The organism is Streptomyces albus subsp. chlorinus (genome assembly GCF_013302895.1).
In the GTDB taxonomy this organism is placed as follows: domain Bacteria; phylum Actinomycetota; class Actinomycetes; order Streptomycetales; family Streptomycetaceae; genus Streptomyces; species Streptomyces chlorinus.
The window spans coordinates 3845567-3862374 of the sequence record NZ_VJOK01000001.1; the positions used below are offsets into that span (position 1 = coordinate 3845567).

Genomic DNA, 16808 nt, shown 5'->3' on the forward strand with positions numbered 1-16808 from the left:
GTTCCGTCCGGGCGGTGTATCGCAGCGCACAGCCCCCGCGGGGCCGGCCGTGCGAAGATGCCGGACGGCCGTGCGAGCGATCGCGAACGGGTGGAGGGCCGTCCATGTCACCGAGCCGGAGACAGGTCGACGACGATGCGCAAGATCACCATCACCGGGACCCGGACGACGGGCCACCGGGACCTCGCCCACTACACACGGCTGTTCGAGACCTATGTGGCGCCCTTCGCGTCCGACGCCCACTTCCACCTCGGCGGCTCCCGCGGCATCGACAGCCTCGCCCTGACGTGGCTGGCGGGCGAGACGGAGGCGTGGATCACCGTCGCCGTCCCCGGCACGCTCGACCAGCAGCCGCCCGAGGCCCGGCACGCCGTCAACCGGGCCTGGGACCGCATCGCCGAGATCGTCGAACTGGGCGCCGACCCCCTGGACGACGCCGCCTACCTGGCCCGCAACCGCTGGCTGGTGGACCGCTCCTCGTTCGTCATCGGCTTCCCCGTGGGCACCAGCACCGGCTCGGGCACCTGGCAGACCCTCGAGTACGCCGCCCAGCAGGACAAGGCCCGGCTGATCGTGCCGACATAGGGCGGCACGCGGCGGGCGGACCGGTCTGCATGCCGCAGCGGAGCCGGGGCACCCGGGGCGCGGAGGTGGATTGACATGGTTCCGTTGCTACTCGTACTGCTGCTCGCACTGATCCTGTTCGGTGCGGGGTTCGCGCTCAAGGCGCTGTGGTGGATCGCCGTCATCGTGCTGGTCGTGTGGCTGCTCGGCTTCCTCGTGCGGCCGACGACCGGAGGCCGCCGCGGCCGCTGGTACCGCTGGTAGCGCGGCCGCTGGTAGCGCGGCCGCTGGTAGCGCGGCGGCGCGGCACCGCTGGTAGCGCCGGCCGGCCCCGTGCCGGGTCCGCCCCCGGACCCCCTCCCTGTGGACGGGGTCCGGGGGCGGACCGGAGCAAAGGGTCCGCCGCTGCGAAAGGACCCTCCGCGGCAAAAGACCCTCCGTGGAACTGACAGGCCGTAAGGTCACGAACATGGACACCACAGCCCTGCTCACGGACGCCTTCACCCGGGTGAACGAGGAGGTGCACGCCGTCCTCGACGGCATCCGGAGCAAACACCTCGACCAGCGGCTCGATCCGGCCGCCAACACCGTCGGCTGGCTGGTGTGGCATCTGACCCGCGTCCAGGACGACCACGTCGCCGACGCGGCCGGAGCGGAGCAGGTCTGGCACGCGGGAGGATTCCAGGAGCGCTTCGGGCTGCCTCTTCCGGCCGACGACACCGGGTTCGGCCACTCGCCGCAGGACGTGGCCGCCGTCCGGGTGGACTCGCCGCGGCCACTGGTCGCGTACCACGACGCCGTGCACGAGCAGACCCTCAACTATCTGGGCACCCTCACCTCCCGGTCGCTCGACCGGATCGTCGACGAGGCGTGGGACCCGCCGGTGTCGCTCGGGGTACGTCTGGTGAGCGTCGTCGGCGACACCATGCAGCACGTCGGGCAGGCGGCCTTCCTGCGCGGCGTGCTCGAACGGCAGAGCTGACGAGACCGTAGCCGACGTGACGGGACCGCAGGCCGACGCGAGCCGACGGGACCCGCACAGCCGAAGCGGAAGAGAGGCGCGTCCCGTGATCCCCCAGCGCACCGCCACCAGTTCGACCCTCACCCTCACCGTCAACGACACCGCGCACACCGTCACCGCCGACCACCGCACGACCCTCCTGGACGTGCTGCGCGAACACCTGGACCTCACCGGCACCAAGAAGGGCTGCGACCACGGCCAGTGCGGGGCCTGCACGGTGCTGCTGGAGGGGCGCCGCGCCAACAGCTGCCTGCTGCTGGCGGTGGCGCACGACGGCGCGCACCTGACCACCGTCGAGGGTCTCGGGGACGCGGAGCGTCCGCATCCGCTCCAGGAGGCGTTCCACCGGCGGGACGCCTTCCAGTGCGGCTACTGCACGCCGGGCCAGATCGTCTCGGGCGTGGGCATGCTGTGCGAGGCCGCCGAAGGCCACCCCTCGCACGTCACCCCGCCCCAGGTGCTCCAGCGGGCCACCGGGGCGCCCGCCGAACTGGACCGCGACGAGATCCGCGAGCGCATGAGCGGCAACATCTGCCGCTGCGGCGCCTACCCGCACATCGTCGAGGCCGTCGAGGACGTGACCGCGTGAAACCCTTCACCTTCGAGCGGGCCACCAGCCCCGAGCACGCCGTCTCCGCGTTCGCCGCCCAGCCGCACGCGCGCTTCCTGGCGGGCGGCACCAACCTGGTGGACCTGATGAAGCTCGGCGTGGAGACGCCGGGGCACCTCATCGACGTCTCCCGGCTGCCGCTGGAGCACATCGAGCCCACCCCGGACGGCGGCCTGCGGATCGGCGCGAACGTCCGCAACAGCGAGCTGGCCGCCTCTCCCGCCGTCTGCCGCGGCTACCCGGCGCTGGCCCAGGCGCTGCTGGCCGGCGCGTCGGGCCAGCTGCGCAACATGGCCACCACCGGCGGCAACCTCCTCCAGCGCACCCGCTGCCCCTACTTCCAGGACACCTCGGTGCCCTGCAACAAGCGCGAGCCGGGCACCGGCTGCTCGGCGCGGGAGGGCGTCAACCGCGACATGGCCGTCCTGGGCCAATCCGAGCACTGCGTGGCCACCCACCCCTCCGACATGGCCGTGGCACTGGCCGCCTACGACGCCGAGGTCGAACTGCTCGGCCCGGAGGGGACCCGTACCGTCCCGGCCGCCGCCTTCCACCGGCTGCCGGGCGACGCGCCGCAGCAGGACACGGTGGTGCGGCCGGGGGAGCTGATCTGCCAGGTGGTGCTGCCGCCCCCGCCTGCGGGGGCGCGCGCCGCCTACCGGAAGGCGCGCGACCGCGCCTCCTACGCCTTCGCCCTCGCCTCGGCCGCCGCCGTCCTGGCGGTGGACGGCGAGGGCACCGTCAGGCACGCGGCCCTCGCCTTCGGCGGTGTGGCCCACCGGCCGTGGCGGGCCCGCACCGCCGAGGAGGCGCTGATCGGCACCCGTGCCGGGGCCGAGAGCTTCGGGCGGGCCGTGGACGCGGAACTGGCCGCCGCCCGGCCGCTGTCCGGCAACGCCTTCAAGGTCCCGCTGGCGCGGAACCTGGCCGTACACCTGCTGACCACCCTGGCGGCCGGCCCTCCTGACGACCTCAGCGGCTCCGGCGGCCCTCACGGTTCCGGCGGCCCCCATGGTCCGGCCGCCGACGGCAGCCCCGGCGGCCCCGGCAGCACCGGCAGCCCCGACAGCACCGCAGGGAGGTGAGGACGATGGCCGTGGACGAGACCGCCGAGACCGCCGAGACCACCCGGACCGCACACGTCCTGGGGACCGCAGCGCCGCGCCGCGAGGGCCGGGCCAAGGTCACCGGAGCGGCCCGCTACGCCGTCGAGCACACCCCGCCGGCGTGCGCCTACGCCTGGCCGGTGGCCGCCTCCGTGGCCCGCGGCCGGGTCACCGGGATCGACGAGGGCGAGGCCATGGCGCTGCCCGGCGCGCTCGCCGTCCTCACCCACGAGAACGCGCCGCGCCTGGCCGAGCCCGACGACCCCACCCTCCACCTGCTGCAGAGCCCCCGGGTGCCGCACCGCGGCTGGTACGTCGCCCTGGCCGTCGCCGAGACACCGGAGACGGCCCGCGAGATGGCGCAGACCGTGCGCGTCACCTACGACGAGGAACCGCACGACGTCGTCCTGCGCGAGGACCACCCCGGCCTCTACCACCCGGAGTGGGCCAACGGCGGCAACCCGGGCGACACCGAACACGGCGATTTCGAGACCGAGTTCGCCGCCGCGGCGCACCGGCTCGACGCCACCTACACCCTCACCCCGCTGCACAACCACCCGATGGAACCGCACGCGGCCACCGCCCTGTGGGAGGGCGGGCACCTGATCGCCTACGACTCCAGCCAGGGCGCCACCCTGGTCGGCCAGACGCTGGCCACCCTGTTCGGACTCGACCAGGGCCAGGTGACCGTCGTCGCCGAGCACGTCGGCGGCGGCTTCGGCTCCAAGGGCACGCCGCGCCCGCCGGTGGTCCTCGCCGCGCTGGGCGCCCGGCACACCGGGCGCCCCGTCAAGGTCGCGCTGCCGCGCCGCGAACTGCCCGCCGTCGTCGGCCACCGCGCGCCCACCATCCAGCGGATGCGCCTGGGCGCCCGGGCCGACGGCACCCTGGCGGCCCTCCACCACGACGTGGTCACCCACACCTCCACCGTCAAGGAGTTCGTGGAGCAGGCCGCCGTCCCCTCCCGTGTGATGTACGGCGCGGCGGGCATCCGCACCGGGCACCGCGTGGTCCGCCTGGACGTGCCCACCCCCTCCTGGATGCGGGCACCGGGCGAGGCACCCGGCATGTACGCGCTGGAGTGCGCCATGGACGAGCTGGCGTACGCCCTGGAGACCGACCCCGTCGAGCTGCGGCTGCGCAACATCCCCGAGCGCGAGCCCGACAGCGGCAAGCCCTTCAGCAGCCACCACCTGGCCGACTGCCTGCGGGAGGGCGCCCGCCGCTTCGGCTGGGACCGCCGCGACCCGCGCCCCGGCACCCGGCGCGAGGGCGACCTGCTGCTGGGCACCGGGGTGGCGGCCTCCACCTACCCCGTTCTGGTCGCCCCCTCGACCGCCTCCGTGCAGGCCCTGGGCGACGGCGCCTACCACGTGCGGATCAACGCCACCGACATCGGCACCGGCGCCCGCACCGTCCTCGCCCAGATCGCCGCCGACGAACTGGGCGTGCCCCTGGACGCCGTCCGCATCGACGTCGGCAGCAGCGACCTGCCCCAGGCGCCGCTGGCCGGCGGCTCCTCCGGCACCGCCTCCTGGGGCTGGGCCGTGCACAAGGCGTGCCGCGAGCTGCGGGAGTCCGACGGCAGCGTCGTCACCGTCGACACCACCTCCGACGTGCAGGCCCAGAAGGACTACGCCCGGCACGCCTTCGGCGCCGTCTTCGCGGAGGTCTCCGTGGACGCGGTGACCGGCGAGGTGCGGGTGCGCCGCCTGCTGGGGGTGTTCGCCGCGGGCCGTATCCTCAACGCCCGCACCGCGCGCTCCCAGTTCGTCGGCGGCCTGACGATGGGCGTGGGCATGGCGCTGACCGAGCACAGCTCCCTGGACGCGCGCCTCGGCGGCTTCGTCGAGAAGGACCTGGCCGGCTACCACGTCCCCGCCCACGCCGACATCCCCGACATCGACGTCCACTGGATCGACGAGTACGACCCGCACCTCAACCCCGTCGGCGGCAAGGGCATCGGCGAGATCGGCATCGTCGGCACCCCCGCCGCTCTCGCCAACGCCGTCCACCACGCGACGGGCCACCGCTGCCGCGACCTGCCCCTGACCCCGGAGCGGGTGGGGGTACTGGGCTGAGGGGGCCGCCTCCGGACGGGCGGGGGCGGGGTGCGGACAGAACGGACGGAAGAAGCCCCTGGACGGGGCGGTCCGTCCAGGGGCTCCACGGCGGGCGGGACCCCGGTCAGTCGAGCTTGTCCAGGGCCGGGGCGCTCACGCAGGCGGCGGTCCGGTGCGCCTTGACCGCCTCCTGGGCGATCCGCACCATGTCCGCCCGCAACGTCCCGTAGGTCTTCCGCCACGCCTGCGCCTTGACGTACAGGTTGGTGGCGTCGTCGTCGCCCGTGTCCTTGGTGCAGGGGACGACGACGCCGACGGCGTCCTGGGAGGACCAGCCCTGGGCGAAACCGGGGACGCGCTTGGTTTCGCCGTGGCCCGGGCCCGTGCCCACCCGGTCGAGCTTGTGGGCCGCGTTGCGCTGCTCGACGGAGACCCGCAGCACCTGCTTGCCGTCCACGGTGATGCCGCACTGGGCGTTGTAGCCGAACTCTGCCCGTGTCAGCCGCTTCCAGCGGTCCGCGTAGTGGGACGCGGGAACCACGCGGTCGAGCACCGATCCGGGCGCCCAGCAGGTGGTGTCCCCGGAGAGGTCGGAGAACTTCTTCGGGGCCTTGCCGTCCTCGCCCTTGGAGAGCGCGCCGCCCACCGCCCCCACAGCGATCAGGACCACGGCGAGGACGGCGAGCAGGGCGATACGGAGTGGGCGGTTCATGTGTGTGAGTCCCCTGTGTTTTGGTGCGGCCTTACTTCTGAACGGCCATTTGCTTCACTTGCTCGATGGAGGTGAGGAACGACGCCGTGGACCCGACCCTGCTGTACCCCTGGTTGAAGCCCTCGCCGGAGTACAGCTCCGCCCAGCTCTTCGACACGTCGATGCCGTGCTCCTTCCCGATGGCCTTCAGCATCCTCTCGTTCTGCAGCACATCACGCTTGGCCATCTCGTCGTAGATCCCCCCGGCCCTGTCCGCCGCCGGCGCGGACTTGTTGCTGCTCCAGTGCTCGGCGTCGTGGTCGCTGAGAGCGGCGCCCTCGCCGCCGATGATCAGCGCGGCGGCGACCGCGGATCCGACGGGATGCGCGGCGAAGGGCTTCAGCACGCTGACGCCCGTCACCACGGTGCCGAAAGCGCCGTTTCCCCACAGGCGCTTGCTGAGCGTGGACTTGTCGTAGTCCTGGTCCTCCATGACCGCCGGGCCGATGATGCCCTCCTGGGCTCCCGAGGCGAGGGTGCCCGCTGTTTCCCCCGAGGTCTTGAGGACCTCGTGCACGATGTCCTCCGGGGGCGCGTCGTACCGCTGGTTCGCGGGAAGGTCACCGCCCAGGTGATGGTCGAGCACCTGGGCGGTATAAAGCTTCTGACCAGCGGTGATGGTCGCATTGGCGTCGGGGTCCTGGCCGAGCTGCACGAGGAACTTCGTCACGTCGCGGTGTTCCATCGGGGCCTGCGCCCCGGACATGGGGAACAGTTTGTCGTCGTCCTCACCGGCCTTCATGGCCCGGAAGAAGTCCGGCACGTACTCGGCGGCGGCGCTCCCCAGCCCGGGACGCATACCGGGGGACAGCGAGATGTCCGCGTTGCCGTCCTCGTCCATGGACCCCATGCCCTTGATGAGCTTGGACATCAGGTCCGCCTGTTCCTTGGTGTGCTCAGCCGGGATGTTCTTCGGCGCGTCCCAGTCGTGACCGGTGGTCGCGGAGCCCAGCGCGTGCCCCAGAGCGACCTTGGGCCCGTTGAAGTCCTTCTCCCGGCCGGTTTCGGGAATCTCGCCGTCGGGCAGCCACGTGCGCTCGCGCAGGACGTGGTCGAAATTCCTCTCGTCCTGGAAGAAGTCCATGGAAGCATCGCTGTTGTGGCCCAGCGCCTCGAAATACCCGGTGAACGGATCCTCACCCTGGTCCCATTTCGGGCCGAAGTTGAGGAAGTCGTTCTGCTTCACGCCATCGCTGAGCCACCTGCGATGGCCCGGCAGCTCATTGCCGTGGAAGTCGTACGGCTTCTTGTCCGCCGTGACGAGCTGGTCGCCGTAGGCGTTGAGGAACTCCGTGTCCCACTTCCCGGTGCGCATGAGGTTGCTCATCACCTGGAAGCCGAACGGCGGCGTGGAGTCGTAGCGGGTGGGGTTCGACAGGGTGAAGAGCCGCTTGTCCCCCAGGTCGAAAACATCCTGCTTCCACTGCGTCATCTTCGGCGAGTCCGAGTGACTGGCCAGTGCCAGGGTGTTGCCGAGGTTGTCCTGAAGGGCCGCGAGCTGCTTGCGCAGGTCCTTGCCGGGTTCCACTTCCTTCGGGAACCCGTACTGGTCCCTCTCGTAGTCCGGCTGAGCCGTGTCGTACCAGAACTTCAGGATGCCCTTGGCGCCCTTGCGGGTGGCGAACTCCTCCGCGAAGAAGCTGTTGCCGTTGTTCGCCGCGAGGATGCCGTTGAACTTGGACAGCAGCTTCGGGTCCCGCTTGAAGTCCTTCTCGCCCGCCAGTTTGTACAGGGCGTCGACGTCCTTCTTGGCCTGCGCCTGCGGCGTGTCGTCGTTGAAGCCCTTGCCGTGCGGGTCGAATGTCAGCGCCTTCTTCAGGTCGGCGTCGGCCGTGGCCGCGTCCCGCAGCGCCTTCTGTATGCGTTTGTTGAGTTCCGAGATGGTCTCGCTGTACGCCTTCGTGATCCCCGTGCTGTTCTCGCCCTCGGGCGGATCGACGTAGACGACGCCGTCCTTCGTATTCAGCTTGAGGTAGTTCTTCCCGCCGCCCTTCGGCTTCTCGTTCACCGCCTCCTCGACGGCCTTCAGGTCGTCCTTGGCGCCCTGGATCACCTTCAGGCAGCGGGACATCTCCTTGCCGAGCCACCCGGCCTGGCCGGCGGCCTCCAGCACCTGGTTCTGCACGACGGTGAAGTGCTTGACCGCCGCCTTGTGGGATGCGCCGTGCCAGCCGCTCCGCTCGGTGCTCAGCGGCTTGGTGACCGTGCGGTCGAACGTGGTGTGGACCTCCCTGAAATCCTCGGGGAGTTTGTTCCACGCCTTCACGGCCTCACGCAGCGGGGTGAGGTTGACGTTGCGCACCGTCTCGTAGTCGAGCGTGTCACTCATGACTCAGGCGCCCCCTCAGGACTTCGGCTCGGTCGTCTCGGGCACGGTCGGCACCGGCGGCCCGTACACCGGCTTGTCCGTCTGCCGCGGCGTGAGGAAGGGGTACTGGTCCTGCAACAGCGGGTACGTCGGCGGGTCGGTCGACAGCGGCTTCTTGTTCGGGTCGAGGAGGTAGGCGAGCGGATCCTTCTTCTCCTTCCGCTCCTTGGCGATCTTCTCCACCTCCTCCTTCGTCCAGACGTCGTTCTCCAGCGTTTTCGCGGTGACGTCCCGCAGCGCCGCGGCCGTGTTCTCGAACTGCTTGCGCAGATGCCGCATCTGGCCGCGCCACATCTCCTGGAACGACTTGAACGCCTCGTCGCTGGCGAATCCCTTCATCGACCCGGGGACCTGTTCCATCTCCCGCATGGCGGTGTTGTCCACCTTCTGGAAGGCGGTGCCGACCTTCTCCACCTTCTTGGCGGCTCCTTCGAGCACATGTGGCGTCACCTGGACCCACTGCTCCTCGCCCTTGCCGCCGGTGCCGTTCAACCGCATTGCTGTGGGCTGCCTGTCCCGCGCCCCGGCGACCAGACCGGCCCATTCCTGCTCGAATGACACGATTCCCCGCTTTCGTCGGTGAACATCTCCGACCTTCCAAGGAACCTACAAGAGAAGCGGATTGGGAGTCTCCCAAGTATCTGTGAAGAAATGACCGCTCGCGCGCACGGCACCGGGCCCGCCGGGTCGCGTTCGGAAACTCCGCTCAGCCCCCTCCGCGCACCCCGGCCCCCTGCCCCCCGGCCCCCCGCCCTCCGGCCCTCCGCCCCCGGCCTCGTCCCCGCCCGAGGGCCAGACGTACCGCCTCCACGGCGCTGGTGAAGGAGACCTCGGAGAGGACGCCGGGGGCCGCGACCTGGTCGCCGACGAGGTAGAGGCCGTCGCCGCGGTCCACGGCGGGGCGGTCGCGCCAAGTGGTGCCGGGCGCGTCCACCGCACCCGTACGTCCGTCGGCCGTCGCCTCCGTACGCCTGACGACCCGCTCCCGCCAGCCCGCGAACCCGAGGTCGAGGAGGTGTTCACCCCGGGCCAGCGCGTCCGTCCGCGCCTCGCCGGGGGCCAGGGGGAACTGGGCCTGGAGCAGCGAGTGGCCGGCCGGGGCCAGGGAGGGGTCGGGGCCGGTGAAGCGCTCGATCCACCCGGTCCCGTCCAGATCGGAGACGATGAACGGGTCGCCCGTGCGGGACTCCAGCACCAGGTCCAGCAGAGCCGTGCGCCCGGTGGGCCAGCTCAGCGAGGCGTCCCCGTCGTCGCCGTCCGGCCCGTGCCCGCCCAGCAGGGTGCGGGCCGCGGCGAGCGAGGTGGCCACGACGACGGGGCCGCGCCGCGCTGCCTCGGCCAGCGCGCCGGGGTCCACGCGCGCCCCCGTCTCGACGCGGACGCCGCTCTGCCGCGCCCGCGCGGCCATCCCCGCCACCAGCGTGCCCCAGCCCCCGCGCGGGTAGTGCGCCTCGGGCGGCAGCTTGGCGGCACGGCGCATCCGCTCGTGTGTGAAGGCCGCCGACAGTTCGCCCGGCGCGTGGTGGAAGGTGGCGACGGCCGCGAAGTGGGCGGCGGCGCGGGCCGTCTCCTCCCCCGCCTGGGCCGCCGCCCACTCCAGGTACGGCGGCTCGACGGGCGCCTCCCTTCTGCGCCGCAGCCGCAGCAGCCCGGCGGGCGGCGTCCGCCGCAGGGTGCCGTGGTGGTGGTAGCGCACCTTGAGGCCCTCCCGCACCGGCACCCGTGCCATCGGCGGCAGCAGCCCGCGCCGCTTGAGCCAGCGCCAGTGCGGCCCGCCGTTGTAGAGGGCGTGCGGGCCCTCGTTGGTGCGGTACGGGCCCTCCGCGGTGCGGGCCCGGCCGCCGAGCGTGTCCCGCGCCTCGTACAGCGTGACCTCGACGCCCGCCTCCGCCGCGCACAGCGCCGCGGTCAGCCCGCCGAAACCGCCTCCCACGACGGTGAGGTGACCCACGTCCACCTTGGAGCCTCCATCCCTGCCTGCGGGCCGGCGGCTCGCGCCGGACCGCGTCCACTTTTCCGCGCTATTCCGCGCTTCGGAAGGTTCTTCCGAGGGTTCCGACGGACGGGAGGCGCCGGATGTGACACCGCCTCCGCGCGCGCCCCGCGCCTGTCGCCTCTACGGTGGGAGGAGTCCGCCCGGCGGGCGAGCCGGACCGGTCACCCCGGCCCTCTCTCCCCGGGGGGACGAGGCCGCCGGACGGCGAGACGGCGAGACGGCCGGACGGCCATACGGCGAGGCGGCGAGGCGGCCACGGGCGAGGAGCCAGGAAGCCCGCAAGCCCGCAAGCCAGGAAGCCAGGAAACCAAGAGGTCGGAAGCCAGGAGCGAGGTGCGGCGGACATGCCCGAACTCCCCGATGTCGAGGGCTTCCGGCGGGTCCTCGCCGACTGCGCCCGGGGCCGGACCGTCCGGCGGGTGGAGGTGCGGGACGCGGGGGTGCTGCACGGGGTGGGCGCCCGGCAGTTGAGCGACGCGCTGGAGGGGCGGAGGTTCACCGAGCCGGAGCGGCACGGCAAGTGGCTGCTGGCGCACACGGGAGGGCCCACCGTGCTGCTGCACTTCGGGATGACCGGCCGCCTGGTGTGCGCCCGTCCCGACGACGAGGCGCACCCGCACGACCGCGTGCTGCTCACCCTGGACGGCGGCCGTCAGCTCCGCTACCGCGACCAGCGCAAACTCAAGGGGCTGTGGCTGGCCGACGACCCCGAGGCGGCCCGCCTGCTCGACGCGCAGGGTCCCGACGCGCTGACCGTTCCCCGCGACGGCTTCGACGCGGCGCTCGCCGGCCGGCGCGGTCGCCTCAAGGCGGCCCTCACCGACCAGTCGCTCCTGGCGGGGCTCGGCAACCTGCTGGCCGACGAGATCCTGTGGCAGGCCCGGCTGCACCCGGAGCGCCCCACCGGTTCGCTCTCGGACGGCGAGCGGGCGGCGCTGTACCGGACGATGCGCCAGGTGCTGCGCACCTCGGTGAGCGCCGGACACGTACCGCCCCGCGACACCTGGCTGACCGGTCACCGCGACGCCCCCGGCCGGGCGCCCTGCCCCCGCTGCGGGACCCGGCTGCGCGCCGGGCGGGTGGCGGGCCGTACGACGGTGTGGTGCCCGCACTGCCAGCCGGAGGCGGACTGAAGCGGGGAGGAATGGCGTGGGCCGGGGGCTGTTTCCGCCCCACGCCTACGCCCCGCCGGACCCGGCCGCGGGCGCCGCGCGCACCGCACCCGGTCCGTGCCCGGTCCCCTCGTCGGCCCGCTGACCGTCCGCACGATGATCGTCCGCCCGCCGACTGCCGGTCCGCAGCCCGTCCGCCCGCCGACCGGCGCCGACGCGGAGCACCAGTTCCGCGAGCGCGCGCGGGGCGCCGGACTGTCCGCGCAGGCCGGGGAAGGCGTTGATGTCGACGATGACGGGGGACCCGTCCTCCGCGACGACGACATCGACGCCGTACACATCGAGGGAGAAGACCGCGCCGACCGCGTGGACCAGCTCGGCCCAGCCGGGGGGCAGCGCGTGAGCGTCGAGGGGCGGCGGGCCCGGGTCCGGGTCCGGGGCGGCGGACACGACCGCCGGCTCCGAGCGGCCGAGGGACGCGTCCGCCAGTTCCGAACGGCCGAGGGACGCGTCCGCCAGTTCCGAGCGGCGGGGGGCGGCGAACACGTGCCCGGCGATCGCCCACAGCTTGTGGTCCCAGCCGGAGTTGGCGACGAACGGCTGCACCACCACCGGCTCGTCGGCCCAGGTGGCGCACAGGGCGGCGAGGTCCGCGGCGTCCTCGACCCGGGCCACGAGATCGCCCCGCCGGCTGTGCCGGCTCTTGACGACGAAGGGGAAGGCGCACTCCGGCGCCGGTCGCGCGGTGAGCGCCCGCAGCGCCCGCAGCGCCGCGACCGTGCGGGTCCGCGCGAACGGCAGGCCCGCCTGCCGCGCCCGTTCCGCCATCGCCGTCCGGTCCTGGCAGAACGCGGTGGCCGCCGCCGAGTTGACGACGGGAGCTCCGCGCTCCTCCACCGCGCGGGCCAGCGCCAGGGCCCGGGACGTACGCGCCTTCAGCAGGTAGACGTCGGCGAGCGGTCCGCCCAGCACCCTCGCGCGCAGGGCGGTCTCGTCCCCCGCCTCGGGGTCGATCGCCGTCACCGTGTGCCGGGGCGACAGCACGGCGGTCGCCCCGGCCAGGAGGGGGTGGCCGGGGCGAGGGGTGATCAGGCCGACCCTCATCAGGCTTCTCCGGCCGCCGCGGGGTAGACCGGGGGCACTGCGGGGACCACCACCTCGGGACCCGTGGCGGCTGCCCCGGGCCCCGGCAACTCCGGTTCCGCATCCCTCACGTCGGGCCCCGGGGACACGGCCGGAGCCACGGGAGCCGTCCTGGCGGGACCCGCTTGGGCGCGTACGGGAGCGCCCGGCTCGGGCAGGACGATCACGGAAGCGTCCCCCGGCACGACGGGGTGGCTGCTCCCCGTCCGCGCAAGGTCGAGGATCGCCCGCGACACGCGCGCCACCGCGTCGGGCACCTGCCGGAAGCTGGGGAAGTCGTTCACGTCCACGACGACCGGGCCGTCCGGCCCCAGGACGATGTCCACGCCGTACAGGTCGAGCCCATGGACCCGGCCGACCTCGGCGGCGAGGGCGGCCACCTCCGGCGTCAGCGGTACCCGCCGTTCGGGAACCGACCGGTCGGGATGGAGGGGCGAGCACCGCTGGGTGGCGAACAGTTCGCCGCCCACCGCGTAGACCTTCAGATCGACGCCCGAGTTGGGCACGTACGGCTGGGCGATCAGCACCCCGTGCCCCGCCGGCCACCCCTCCCGCGGCCCGCCGGCCAGCAGCTCCGGGGAGGGGACCAGCCGAACCGACCTGCCCGAACTCCCGTCGGCCGGCTTGACGACGAGGGGGAAGTGCGCGGCCGGGATCCGGGCGAGGGCCTCCGGGCGCGCCGCCGCGTAGGTCACCGGCACGGGCAGCCCGTGGCTGCGGCCGATCGCCGCGGCCAGCGCCTTGTCCCGTACCCCGCGGATCGCCCGTACGTCGTTGACCGTGGTCAGCCCGACCGCGGCCGCGGCCTCCAGCAGCGGCAGCCCCGGACCGCCGGACACCGTCTTGAGCACCCAGGCGTCGTGGCTGCCCGCCCGCAGCTCCTCCGACACCCGTACCAGCGCGCTGCCGGGCCGCAGCACGTCGACCCGGTGCCCCCAGGCCCTGAGCCGGCGGATCACCTCCACGGGCATGCCGTCGTGGCGGTACTCCTCCTCCACCAGAAAGCAGAGCCTCATCAGTCACTCCCCGCAGCACGGAACCCAGCCACGGAGAACGCTATCCGCCCCGTGCCCGCACCCGATCTTGGCCCGCCCCGCCCCGCGGCCGGCCTCCGCGCGGAACCGGGGCCGGGTCCGGGTCGGGAGCCGGTGGCGGGTCGGGAGCCGGGGGCGGGTCCGGGGGCCGGTGGCGGGAGACCTCGTCGGCCGGCTGCCCCAGCAGCCGCCGCATGGCCTCGGCCGCCCGTACGGCCGCGTCGCCGCAGCAGTTGTTGAACAGCACGTGGAGCTGTTCGGCCCGCTCCGCCTGCGCGTGCAACCGGGGCAGCCACGCGGCGAGTTCACCGTCGTCGTACCTGTACCGGAACCGGTCCTCCTTGCTCCCCGTCCCCCAGGCGGCACTGCGCCCGTGGAACCGTACGACCGACAGGCGGGGTGCGGTGACGGCGGCGACGGGCGGTACGGAGGACGGGAGCGCAGGGGCCATGTCGACGGAGACGGCGGCCATGCCGTACCGCGCGAGGAGCGCGGCCGTGGCCTCGGACTGCCCCTCCCGCCACCACGCGGGATGCCGGAACTCGACCGCGAGGGGCCAGCCCCGCGTCCGCCGGGCGGTCTCCCGCAGAAAGTCCTCCGCCCGGCTCCCGGGCCGGAACCACGGCGGGAACTGGAACAGCACACACCCCAGTTTCCCGGCCCGTCGCAGGGGCGCGACCCCGGCGGCGAACCGCGCCCACACCTCGTCCAGCACGCCCGGGTCCCGGGCGTCCGGCGGCAGGCCGTCCGGCATCACGGCGCTGCGGGTGGGGTGGCCGGTGAGCAGCGAGAACGCCTTCACGTCGAACACGAACCCCTCCGGGGTCCGCTCGGCCCACAGCCGGCTGTTCCGCTCACCGGGCAGCGCGTAGTAGGCGGCGTCGACCTCCACGACCGGGAACCGCCCGGCATAGTGCCGCAACCGCCCCTCGGCGTCCCGCCGCCCCGCCGGATACCACCCGCTGCGCACCAGCGCCGGATCGGTCCACGAGCACGTACCCACGAGGATGTCACCCATGGAGTGCGGGTTACCCGCACTTCGTGCCGTCACCGGGACAGTGGGCGTGTGCCAACACGGGACGGTGCGCGCGTGTCGTCACGGGAACAGCGGGCGAGTGCCGTCACCGGGACAGTGCGCGCCTGTTCGCCAGGGCGGCGATCCAACCCCCTCGCCCCTCACACGTGCTGGCCGCGCCACACCCGCGTGCGCCGCGCTTGGCCCCGCGCCGTGGCACGTCCTCGCCGTCCCACGCTCTCCGCCGTGTCACACCCGTCCCGTGTCACCCCGTCCCGGCCCACCCTCCGGCCGTCTCACACCCGGGCCGGCCAGGTCCATCCGGTCTGCCGCAGGGCCTGGGCGCGCTGTACGGCCGCCTCCCTGCGGGTGGCCGTCTCCGCGGGGCTCCAGTAGCCGCCGGCCGCGGTGGTCTGGGCGGGGTGCTTGCGGTAGAGGACGCTCGGCTCCGCGATGAACTCGCCGGGCGCGACGGCTTCCGCGGCGAGCAGCAGGGCTATGCCCTCCGCGCCGGTCAGCGCCTGCCACCCGCCGAGCGCCAGCACCAGGGGCCGGTGCGCCGCGAACGTCGTCGTCTGCACGGACAGTTGGTCCCGCACCGCCACCTCCTCGAAGAACCTGCCCGGCTCGACGGGCCCGCCCGGAGGGTCGTACGGGCCCGGTGAGGTGCTGCCGTCCTGGTGGAGGTCGAGGCAGGCGGACACGCACCACGGGACGCGTTCCAGCGTCTCTATGTCGCGTTCGAGAGCGCCCGGGAGCAGGAGGTCGTCGGCGTCCAGCGTGCGGATGAACGTGCCGGTCGCCCGGGTGAGTGCGTGCGTCCGGGCCACGGCGGCGCGCGCCGGGAGGCCGGACCCGACCGAGATCCTGGGATCGTCGGGAAGGAGGCCGGCGGTTATCCCGGTGTGGTCGTCCTCCTGGACGCACCACTGCCACTCCCAGTCCCCCGGGAGCTTCTGCTCCCGCAGTGAGGCGTAGGTCTCCTTGAGGTAAGGGCGACTGCCGTTGTGCACAGAGGTGATGACGCTGATCGTCGGCATGGGGGCGCGTTTTCCTCTTCCAGACCCGTGACGTGACCATAAACGATCATGGTGATCGGCCCGAGACCACGCCGCCGTCGGCACTGGCTCGTTGACCTGGCCCCCACAGGAAGCAGAGGGCGCGGCCGGTTTGTTCCGCACCAGGAGAGGAAGTGAGCAACACCCCTCACGGCCGCCTCAGGGGGACTGGAAGGCCGGAAGGGTCGCGACGTACGTGACACGCGACGTACGCGATGAACGGACGGACCGGGGGAGTACCTCGGAGGACACCTGACCGGCCGGCCGGGGCCGCGCACCGGGCTCGCGCCGGTCCACGGCCCCGGGCGGTCACCGGTCGCCGGCCCCCGGCCGGTCACCGGTCGCCGGACGCCCCGTCCGTGCCGAGGAGGTCCGCCACGAGCCGGCGCGCGTACGCGGTGTCGAGCCCGGCCGGACGGAAGAGGATGCGGTACATCAGGGGTGCGACGACGCGGTCCATGACCGTCTCGACGTCGGGGGCGGTCTCCCCGCGGCCGGTCGCGCGGGAGAGGACGATGCCGACCTGTTCGGCGGCGTAGGCCGAGCACTGGCCCGCGTTGCTGCCGTCCGGGTCACCGAGCAGGGCGTCGCGGATGTAGGCGCGGCCCGCGGTGGACGACATCTCGTCGAGGAACTCCTCGGCCCAGGCCGTCAGGTCCGCCGGCAGAGCGCCGTGGTCCTCCGGCCTCGTCTCGGGGCGGAGCCGCTCGACCGCCACGTCCGACAGCAGCTCCGCGAGGCTTCCCCAGCGACGGTAGATCGTCGAGGGGGTGACTCCCGCGCGCTCGGCGACCATCGGCACCGACAGGGCGTCCCGGCCCACCTCGGATTCCAGTTCGCGCACCGCGGTGTGCACCGACGCCTGGACCCGTGCGCTGCGTCCGCCGGGGCGCGCCATCTTGTTGCGACTCATGGGCCCACCTTAAAGCAATGATGTTGCGTCTACGGCTGCGATGCTGGGCGATGC

16 protein-coding genes are annotated in these 16808 nt (G+C 73.3%); 7 read left to right on the forward strand and 9 right to left on the reverse strand.

Going from position 1 to position 16808, the window contains the following annotated elements; translation table 11 throughout:
* Window positions 1-135 precede the first annotated feature (135 nt).
* The 6 genes from FM076_RS17090 to FM076_RS17115 all read left to right on the forward strand — a co-directional run bounded on the left by FM076_RS17090 (window position 136) and on the right by FM076_RS17115 (window position 5382).
* Window positions 136-585 carry a hypothetical protein gene (locus FM076_RS17090; RefSeq protein ID WP_173871712.1) on the forward strand — a complete coding sequence of 150 codons (450 nt, stop codon included), beginning with the start codon at window positions 136-138 and terminating at the stop codon, window positions 583-585.
* A 75-nt stretch (window positions 586-660) separates the two neighbouring features.
* A complete protein-coding gene (locus tag FM076_RS17095; protein ID WP_173871714.1) occupies window positions 661-828 on the forward strand; it encodes a DUF5670 family protein in 168 nt (55 codons plus the stop codon).
* A 205-nt stretch (window positions 829-1033) separates the two neighbouring features.
* Window positions 1034-1546 (forward strand): mycothiol transferase, encoded by a 513-nt coding sequence (locus tag FM076_RS17100; RefSeq protein ID WP_173871716.1) that lies wholly within the window; start codon window positions 1034-1036, stop codon window positions 1544-1546.
* A gap of 85 nt (window positions 1547-1631) precedes the next feature.
* Window positions 1632-2174: a 2Fe-2S iron-sulfur cluster-binding protein gene (locus tag FM076_RS17105; RefSeq protein ID WP_173871718.1), complete on the forward strand. Its 543-nt coding sequence runs from the start codon at window positions 1632-1634 to the stop codon at window positions 2172-2174.
* Entirely contained in the window at window positions 2171-3280 is a 1110-nt protein-coding gene (locus FM076_RS17110; RefSeq protein WP_173871720.1) for an FAD binding domain-containing protein, read from the forward strand. Before FM076_RS17105 ends, FM076_RS17110 begins: the two co-directional genes overlap by 4 nt.
* A 5-nt stretch (window positions 3281-3285) precedes the next feature.
* Window positions 3286-5382 (forward strand): xanthine dehydrogenase family protein molybdopterin-binding subunit, encoded by a 2097-nt coding sequence (locus tag FM076_RS17115; protein ID WP_173871723.1) that lies wholly within the window; start codon window positions 3286-3288, stop codon window positions 5380-5382.
* A 106-nt stretch (window positions 5383-5488) separates the two neighbouring features.
* Here the strand turns inward: FM076_RS17115 and FM076_RS17120 are convergent, their stop codons facing one another.
* The 4 genes from FM076_RS17120 to FM076_RS17135 form a co-directional block, all read right to left on the reverse strand.
* Entirely contained in the window at window positions 5489-6076 is a 588-nt protein-coding gene (locus FM076_RS17120; RefSeq protein WP_173871725.1) for a hypothetical protein, read from the reverse strand.
* Between the two features lie 31 nt (window positions 6077-6107).
* The gene (locus FM076_RS17125; RefSeq protein ID WP_173871727.1) at window positions 6108-8444 is read right to left on the reverse strand and encodes a DUF6571 family protein; all 2337 of its coding nucleotides are present in this window, start codon (window positions 8442-8444) and stop codon (window positions 6108-6110) included.
* Window positions 8445-8459: 15 nt separating this feature from the next.
* Window positions 8460-9044, reverse strand: coding sequence for a WXG100 family type VII secretion target (locus tag FM076_RS17130; RefSeq protein ID WP_173871729.1), 585 nt, complete (start codon window positions 9042-9044; stop codon window positions 8460-8462).
* A 145-nt stretch (window positions 9045-9189) separates the two neighbouring features.
* On the reverse strand, window positions 9190-10434 hold the full coding sequence (locus FM076_RS17135; RefSeq protein WP_173874814.1) for an NAD(P)-binding protein: 1245 nt from the start codon (window positions 10432-10434) through the stop codon (window positions 9190-9192).
* A 389-nt stretch (window positions 10435-10823) separates the two neighbouring features.
* Between FM076_RS17135 and FM076_RS17140 the strand changes: the two genes are divergently transcribed.
* On the forward strand, window positions 10824-11612 hold the full coding sequence (locus FM076_RS17140) for an Fpg/Nei family DNA glycosylase (protein WP_173871731.1): 789 nt from the start codon (window positions 10824-10826) through the stop codon (window positions 11610-11612).
* Window positions 11613-11657: 45 nt separating this feature from the next.
* Here the strand turns inward: FM076_RS17140 and FM076_RS17145 are convergent, their stop codons facing one another.
* The 5 genes from FM076_RS17145 to FM076_RS17165 form a co-directional block, all read right to left on the reverse strand.
* A complete protein-coding gene (locus FM076_RS17145) occupies window positions 11658-12695 on the reverse strand; it encodes an ATP-grasp domain-containing protein (RefSeq protein ID WP_173871733.1) in 1038 nt (345 codons plus the stop codon).
* On the reverse strand, window positions 12695-13750 hold the full coding sequence (locus FM076_RS17150) for an ATP-grasp domain-containing protein (protein ID WP_173871735.1): 1056 nt from the start codon (window positions 13748-13750) through the stop codon (window positions 12695-12697). The genes FM076_RS17145 and FM076_RS17150 overlap by 1 nt, the downstream gene beginning before the upstream one ends.
* A 40-nt stretch (window positions 13751-13790) precedes the next feature.
* On the reverse strand, window positions 13791-14786 hold the full coding sequence (locus tag FM076_RS17155) for a DUF72 domain-containing protein (RefSeq protein ID WP_173871738.1): 996 nt from the start codon (window positions 14784-14786) through the stop codon (window positions 13791-13793).
* A 293-nt stretch (window positions 14787-15079) separates the two neighbouring features.
* Window positions 15080-15823 (reverse strand): glycosyltransferase family 2 protein, encoded by a 744-nt coding sequence (locus tag FM076_RS17160; protein ID WP_173871740.1) that lies wholly within the window; start codon window positions 15821-15823, stop codon window positions 15080-15082.
* A gap of 352 nt (window positions 15824-16175) precedes the next feature.
* Window positions 16176-16754, reverse strand: a complete 579-nt coding sequence (locus FM076_RS17165) for a TetR/AcrR family transcriptional regulator (RefSeq protein WP_173871742.1) — start codon at window positions 16752-16754, stop codon at window positions 16176-16178.
* Window positions 16755-16808: the final 54 nt, after the last annotated feature.

Excerpts from the sequence above, each read along its gene's own strand:
- FM076_RS17090 (WP_173871712.1), top strand. The coding sequence starts at position 136 with ATGCGCAAGATCACCATCACCGGGACCCGGACGACGGGCCACCGGGAC.
- FM076_RS17095 (WP_173871714.1), top strand. The coding sequence starts at position 661 with ATGGTTCCGTTGCTACTCGTACTGCTGCTCGCACTGATCCTGTTCGGT.
- FM076_RS17100 (WP_173871716.1), top strand. The coding sequence starts at position 1,034 with ATGGACACCACAGCCCTGCTCACGGACGCCTTCACCCGGGTGAACGAG.
- FM076_RS17115 (WP_173871723.1), top strand. The coding sequence starts at position 3,286 with ATGGCCGTGGACGAGACCGCCGAGACCGCCGAGACCACCCGGACCGCA.
- FM076_RS17120 (WP_173871725.1), bottom strand. The coding sequence starts at position 6,076 with ATGAACCGCCCACTCCGTATCGCCCTGCTCGCCGTCCTCGCCGTGGTC.
- FM076_RS17125 (WP_173871727.1), bottom strand. The coding sequence starts at position 8,444 with ATGAGTGACACGCTCGACTACGAGACGGTGCGCAACGTCAACCTCACC.
- FM076_RS17140 (WP_173871731.1), top strand. The coding sequence starts at position 10,824 with ATGCCCGAACTCCCCGATGTCGAGGGCTTCCGGCGGGTCCTCGCCGAC.
- FM076_RS17145 (WP_173871733.1), bottom strand. The coding sequence starts at position 12,695 with ATGAGGGTCGGCCTGATCACCCCTCGCCCCGGCCACCCCCTCCTGGCC.
- FM076_RS17150 (WP_173871735.1), bottom strand. The coding sequence starts at position 13,750 with ATGAGGCTCTGCTTTCTGGTGGAGGAGGAGTACCGCCACGACGGCATG.
- FM076_RS17155 (WP_173871738.1), bottom strand. The coding sequence starts at position 14,786 with ATGGGTGACATCCTCGTGGGTACGTGCTCGTGGACCGATCCGGCGCTG.
- FM076_RS17160 (WP_173871740.1), bottom strand. The coding sequence starts at position 15,823 with ATGCCGACGATCAGCGTCATCACCTCTGTGCACAACGGCAGTCGCCCT.
- FM076_RS17165 (WP_173871742.1), bottom strand. The coding sequence starts at position 16,754 with ATGAGTCGCAACAAGATGGCGCGCCCCGGCGGACGCAGCGCACGGGTC.